Genomic DNA, 4,472 nt, shown 5'->3' with positions numbered 1-4,472 from the left:
CCGCCGGTCAGCAGATACAGCAACCCGCTGATCCACTTGCCCTGGTACATCCGGTGCACGCCGAACACCCCCAGGAACGTCAGCAGAATCCACGCCACGTTGTACTCGATCGGCCCGGCAGCAAAACGCAGATCGGCCTCGCGATCCATCGCCGGGATCAGAAACAAGTCGATCAGCCAGCCAATACCCAACAAGCCAAAGGTGAAGAACCAGATCGTCCCGGTGACCGGTTTGCCGTAATAGAAGCGGTGAGCGCCGGTAAATCCGAAGATCCACAGCAGGTAACCGATGATTTTGCTGTGGGTGTCCTTTTCGTTCACGCGGGGTAGCTGATAGCGGTTCATGAAGACCTCGATTCACACGATAGATAAATATTCTTGAATTCTTTGTGACTTTTTTACAGGTAGCCGACGTATGGCAAATGTTACCGTGTCTCCCGTCAAAGCCTTACAGCACCGGACTTCTGTCGGACAATTGCGTCTTTTTGCCGCTTATTTGGTTCCATTGTCAGCCGATTGAATCGACCAACGGCCTCGGAATCGAAAAAAAAGCTGTTATAAAGTTGCGCGCAAACCCATAAGAGCCACGCCTAATGCGACCATTTTTCAAGACATGGCTAACTATTTGCCTATTAATGCCACTGGCCGCCCACGCCACCAATCGTGAGCAACGTCTTCCCAACGTTAACGGTTTCACCCCTAAATCCCATGCTTCGGCTCCTTCGAGCAAGAGCAGCAAACAAACGAAACACACCACGCTCGCCAGCAACAATCACGGCAAGCTGGTTCCACCGATGGCGAACAAGGAAAGCAGCAACGTCCTGAGCCGCGCGGTGAACGTCCTCGGTACTCCATACCGTTGGGGCGGCAGCAGCCCAAGTAAAGGCTTCGACTGCAGCGGTCTGGTGAAATATGCGTTCAACGACGCCACCTTCGACCTGCCACGCACCTCCAATGCGATGGCCAGCGGTCACGGCGAGAAAGTCGAGCGCAAGGATCTTAAGCCAGGCGACCTGATTTTCTTCAACATCAAGAGCCGTCGGGTCAACCACGTTGCCATCTACCTGGGCAACGACCGCTTTATCCACGCACCGCGTCGTGGCAAAGCAGTGAGCATCGACACGCTGAACAAACCGTATTGGGAACAGCATTACGTGGTTGCCAAGCGTGTGTTGCCGAAAGAACCGGCCGGCAAGCAGATGCGCGTCGTTCAACGCTGAACTGACTGATCCGCAACGGGTATCGCCAGCACTGACCTCTTCGCGAGCAAGCTCGCTCCCACAGGTGAAAGCATTCCAATTGAAGGAATGCAATCAATTGTGGGAGCGAGCTTGCTCGCGAAAGGGCCGGTTAGAACACCGAAAATCTCCCTTAGAAATTATCCGGTGTACGCGCCTTCTCCCGCGCATGCTCGCGGCTGATCAAGCCCTTGGTCACCAGATCCTTCAGGCACATGTCGAGTGTCTGCATTCCCAACGAACCACCGGTCTGAATCGCCGAATACATCTGCGCCACCTTGTCCTCGCGGATCAGGTTACGGATCGCCGACGTTCCCAGCATGATCTCGTGCGCCGCCACCCGCCCGCCGCCGATCTTCTTGATCAGCGTCTGTGACACCACTGCCAGTAGCGACTCCGACAGCATCGAACGCACCATCGACTTTTCGTCCCCGGGGAACACGTCCACGACCCGGTCGATGGTTTTCGCCGCCGACGTGGTGTGCAGCGTGCCGAACACCAAATGCCCGGTCTCGGCAGCGGTCAAGGCCAGGCGAATGGTCTCCAGGTCGCGCATCTCGCCGACCAGGATCACATCCGGGTCTTCCCGCAATGCAGAACGTAACGCGGTCGCGAAACTGCGGGTATCACGGTGGACCTCACGCTGATTGATCAGGCATTTGCGCGATTCGTGGACGAACTCGATCGGGTCTTCGATGGTGAGGATGTGATGATGACGGTGGGTATTGAGGTAGTCGATCATCGCCGCCAGCGTGGTCGACTTGCCGGAGCCGGTCGGCCCAGTGACCAGCACCAGCCCGCGCGGGGCGTCGGTGATCTTGCGAAAGACATCGCCCATGGCGAGGTCTTCCATGCTCAGCACTTTCGAGGGAATGGTGCGAAATACCGCGCCGGCGCCACGGTTCTGGTTGAAGGCATTGACCCGAAAGCGCGCCACGCCGGGGACTTCGAACGAGAAATCCGTTTCCAGGTGTTTCTCGAAGTCGACCCGCTGGGTGTCGTTCATGATGTCGTAGATCAGTTCGTGCACCTGCTTGTGATCCAGCGCCGGCAGATTGATTCGCCGCACATCGCCATCGACACGAATCATCGGCGGCAGACCGGCCGACAGGTGCAGGTCGGAAGCGCCTTGTTTGGCGCTGAAGGCCAGCAGTTCAGTGATATCCATAGCGCTCCTCAATTCCAGTAGAATGCCGCGAACCTTCAGACCGCCGGCGCCTCTTGATGTCCACGATAGCAGACAACATTGCCCTCGTTAGTTCACGCATCCACGCCGCGACCGCCGCTGCCGGACGCCCTGAAAACAGCGTGCAGCTCCTGGCCGTGAGCAAGACCAAACCCGCACAGGACCTGCGTGAAGCCCATGCTGCAGGCCTGCGCGATTTCGGCGAGAACTATCTGCAGGAAGCCTTGGGCAAACAGCTCGAACTGGCCGACCTGCCCTTGATCTGGCACTTCATCGGCCCCATTCAATCGAACAAGACTCGCGCTATTGCCGAGCATTTCGACTGGGTGCACTCCGTGGATCGCCTGAAAATTGCCCAACGCCTGTCCGAACAACGCCCGGCCGAGCTGCCGCCGCTGAACATCTGCATTCAGGTCAACGTCAGCGGTGAAGCCAGCAAGTCCGGCTGCACCCCGGCCGACCTGCCGGCACTGGCCGAGGCCATCAGCGCCCTGCCCCGGCTGAAACTGCGCGGGCTGATGGCGATTCCCGAGCCGACCGAAGATCGTGCCGAACAGGACGCCGCGTTTGCTGCCGTGCAACGTTTGCAGGCCAGCCTGAATCTGCCGCTCGACACACTGTCCATGGGCATGAGCCACGACCTCGAGGCGGCCATCGCCCAAGGCGCCACCTGGGTGCGGATCGGTACGGCCCTGTTTGGTGCCCGCGACTACGCCGCCCACTCTTGAACGCTTCTAGATAAGGACCAAACATGAGCCACACACGTATTGCCTTTATCGGTGCCGGCAACATGGCCGCCAGTTTGATCGGCGGCTTGCGCGCCAAAGGTCTGGAAGCCAGCCACATCCGCGCCAGCGATCCGGGCGAAGAAACCCGTAAACGGGTCAGCGCCGAACACGCTATCGAAACCTTCGCCGATAACGCCCAGGCCATCGACGGCGTCGACGTGATCGTGCTGGCGGTCAAGCCACAGGCGATGAAAGCCGTGTGCGAAGCCATTCGCCCAAGCCTCAAACCGCATCAACTGGTGGTGTCGATCGCCGCCGGCATCACTTGCGCGAGCATGACTGCATGGCTCGGCGAGCAGCCGATCGTGCGCTGCATGCCCAACACTCCGGCACTGCTGCGTCAGGGCGTCAGCGGCCTGTACGCCACCAGCGAAGTGACTGCCGAACAGCGTCAGCAGGCCGAAGCGCTGCTGTCCGCCGTCGGCATCGCGCTGTGGCTGAACGAAGAACAGCAACTCGACGCGGTGACTGCCGTCTCCGGCTCCGGCCCGGCGTATTTCTTCCTGCTGATCGAAGCCATGACTGCCGCCGGCGTCAAACTCGGCCTGCCGCAGGACATCGCTGAACAGCTGACCCTGCAAACCGCCCTCGGCGCCGCGCACATGGCAGTCGCCAGCGATGTCGACGCCGCAGAACTGCGCCGCCGCGTGACCTCGCCAAACGGCACCACAGAGGCCGCAATCAAATCATTCCAGGCCAACGGCTTCGAAGCCCTGGTCGAAACCGCACTCGGCGCCGCCGCGCACCGCTCGGCCGAAATGGCCGAACAACTGGGCAAATAAGGAGCCTTACATGATTGGATTGAACACCGCAGCGGTTTACGTGCTGCAAACCCTCGGCAGCCTGTACTTGCTGATCGTGTTGCTGCGCTTCGTCCTGCAACTGGTGCGGGCGAACTTCTACAACCCGCTGTGCCAGTTCGTGGTCAAGGCCACCCAGCCGCTGCTCAAGCCACTGCGCCGGATCATCCCGAGCGTGTTCGGCCTGGACATGTCGTCGCTGGTGCTGGCGATTCTGGTGCAACTGGCACTGATGGCTCTGACCCTGCTGCTGACCTACGGCACCACCGGTAACCCGCTGCAGCTGTTTATCTGGGCGATCATCGGTGTCACCGCGCTGTTCCTGAAGATTTTCTTCTTCGCCCTGATCATCAGCGTGATCCTGTCGTGGGTCGCCCCGGGCAGCCATAACCCGGGCGCTGAACTGGTGAACCAGATCTGCGAACCGGCCCTGGCGCCGTTCCGCAAGATTCTGCCAAACC

Annotated in this window: 6 protein-coding genes; 4 read left to right on the top strand and 2 right to left on the bottom strand. The window is 59.7% G+C overall.

What is annotated here, in order from left to right:
• Positions 1 to 344: TM2 domain-containing protein (locus tag DBR24_RS14135; protein WP_146189044.1), on the bottom strand; the 344-nt coding region annotated here is incomplete at its 3' end.
• 248 nt (positions 345 to 592) lie between these two features.
• Between DBR24_RS14135 and DBR24_RS14130 the strand changes: the two genes are divergently transcribed.
• Entirely contained in the window at positions 593 to 1,219 is a 627-nt protein-coding gene (locus DBR24_RS14130; protein WP_128615070.1) for a C40 family peptidase, read from the top strand.
• Positions 1,220 to 1,370: 151 nt separating this feature from the next.
• Here DBR24_RS14130 and DBR24_RS14125 read toward each other — a convergent pair whose 3' ends face one another.
• On the bottom strand, positions 1,371 to 2,405 hold the full coding sequence (locus tag DBR24_RS14125) for a type IV pilus twitching motility protein PilT (RefSeq protein WP_007953348.1): 1,035 nt from the start codon (positions 2,403 to 2,405) through the stop codon (positions 1,371 to 1,373).
• 56 nt (positions 2,406 to 2,461) lie between these two features.
• On the opposite strand from DBR24_RS14125, the gene DBR24_RS14120 reads away from it, so the two are divergent.
• From DBR24_RS14120 to DBR24_RS14110, 3 genes are all read left to right on the top strand, one after another.
• Entirely contained in the window at positions 2,462 to 3,151 is a 690-nt protein-coding gene (locus DBR24_RS14120) for a YggS family pyridoxal phosphate-dependent enzyme (RefSeq protein WP_123469549.1), read from the top strand.
• 23 nt (positions 3,152 to 3,174) lie between these two features.
• Positions 3,175 to 3,993 carry a pyrroline-5-carboxylate reductase gene (proC, locus tag DBR24_RS14115; protein ID WP_128615069.1) on the top strand — a complete coding sequence of 273 codons (819 nt, stop codon included), beginning with the start codon at positions 3,175 to 3,177 and terminating at the stop codon, positions 3,991 to 3,993.
• Between the two features lie 10 nt (positions 3,994 to 4,003).
• Positions 4,004 to 4,472, top strand: a 469-nt coding sequence (locus tag DBR24_RS14110) for a YggT family protein (RefSeq protein ID WP_146189043.1), incomplete at its 3' end; no start/stop codon positions are given.

Origin of the sequence: Pseudomonas sp. HMWF006 (assembly GCF_003061205.1) — a bacterium.
GTDB classification, from domain to species: domain Bacteria; phylum Pseudomonadota; class Gammaproteobacteria; order Pseudomonadales; family Pseudomonadaceae; genus Aquipseudomonas; species Aquipseudomonas monsensis.
This window is presented reverse-complemented; position numbering and strand designations above follow the sequence as displayed.

Bases quoted from the DNA above. Each gene is read 5' to 3' on its own strand.
- DBR24_RS14125 (WP_007953348.1), bottom strand. From the start codon at position 2,405: ATGGATATCACTGAACTGCTGGCCTTCAGCGCCAAACAAGGCGCTTCC.
- DBR24_RS14130 (WP_128615070.1), top strand. From the start codon at position 593: ATGCGACCATTTTTCAAGACATGGCTAACTATTTGCCTATTAATGCCA.
- DBR24_RS14120 (WP_123469549.1), top strand. From the start codon at position 2,462: ATGTCCACGATAGCAGACAACATTGCCCTCGTTAGTTCACGCATCCAC.
- proC (WP_128615069.1), top strand. From the start codon at position 3,175: ATGAGCCACACACGTATTGCCTTTATCGGTGCCGGCAACATGGCCGCC.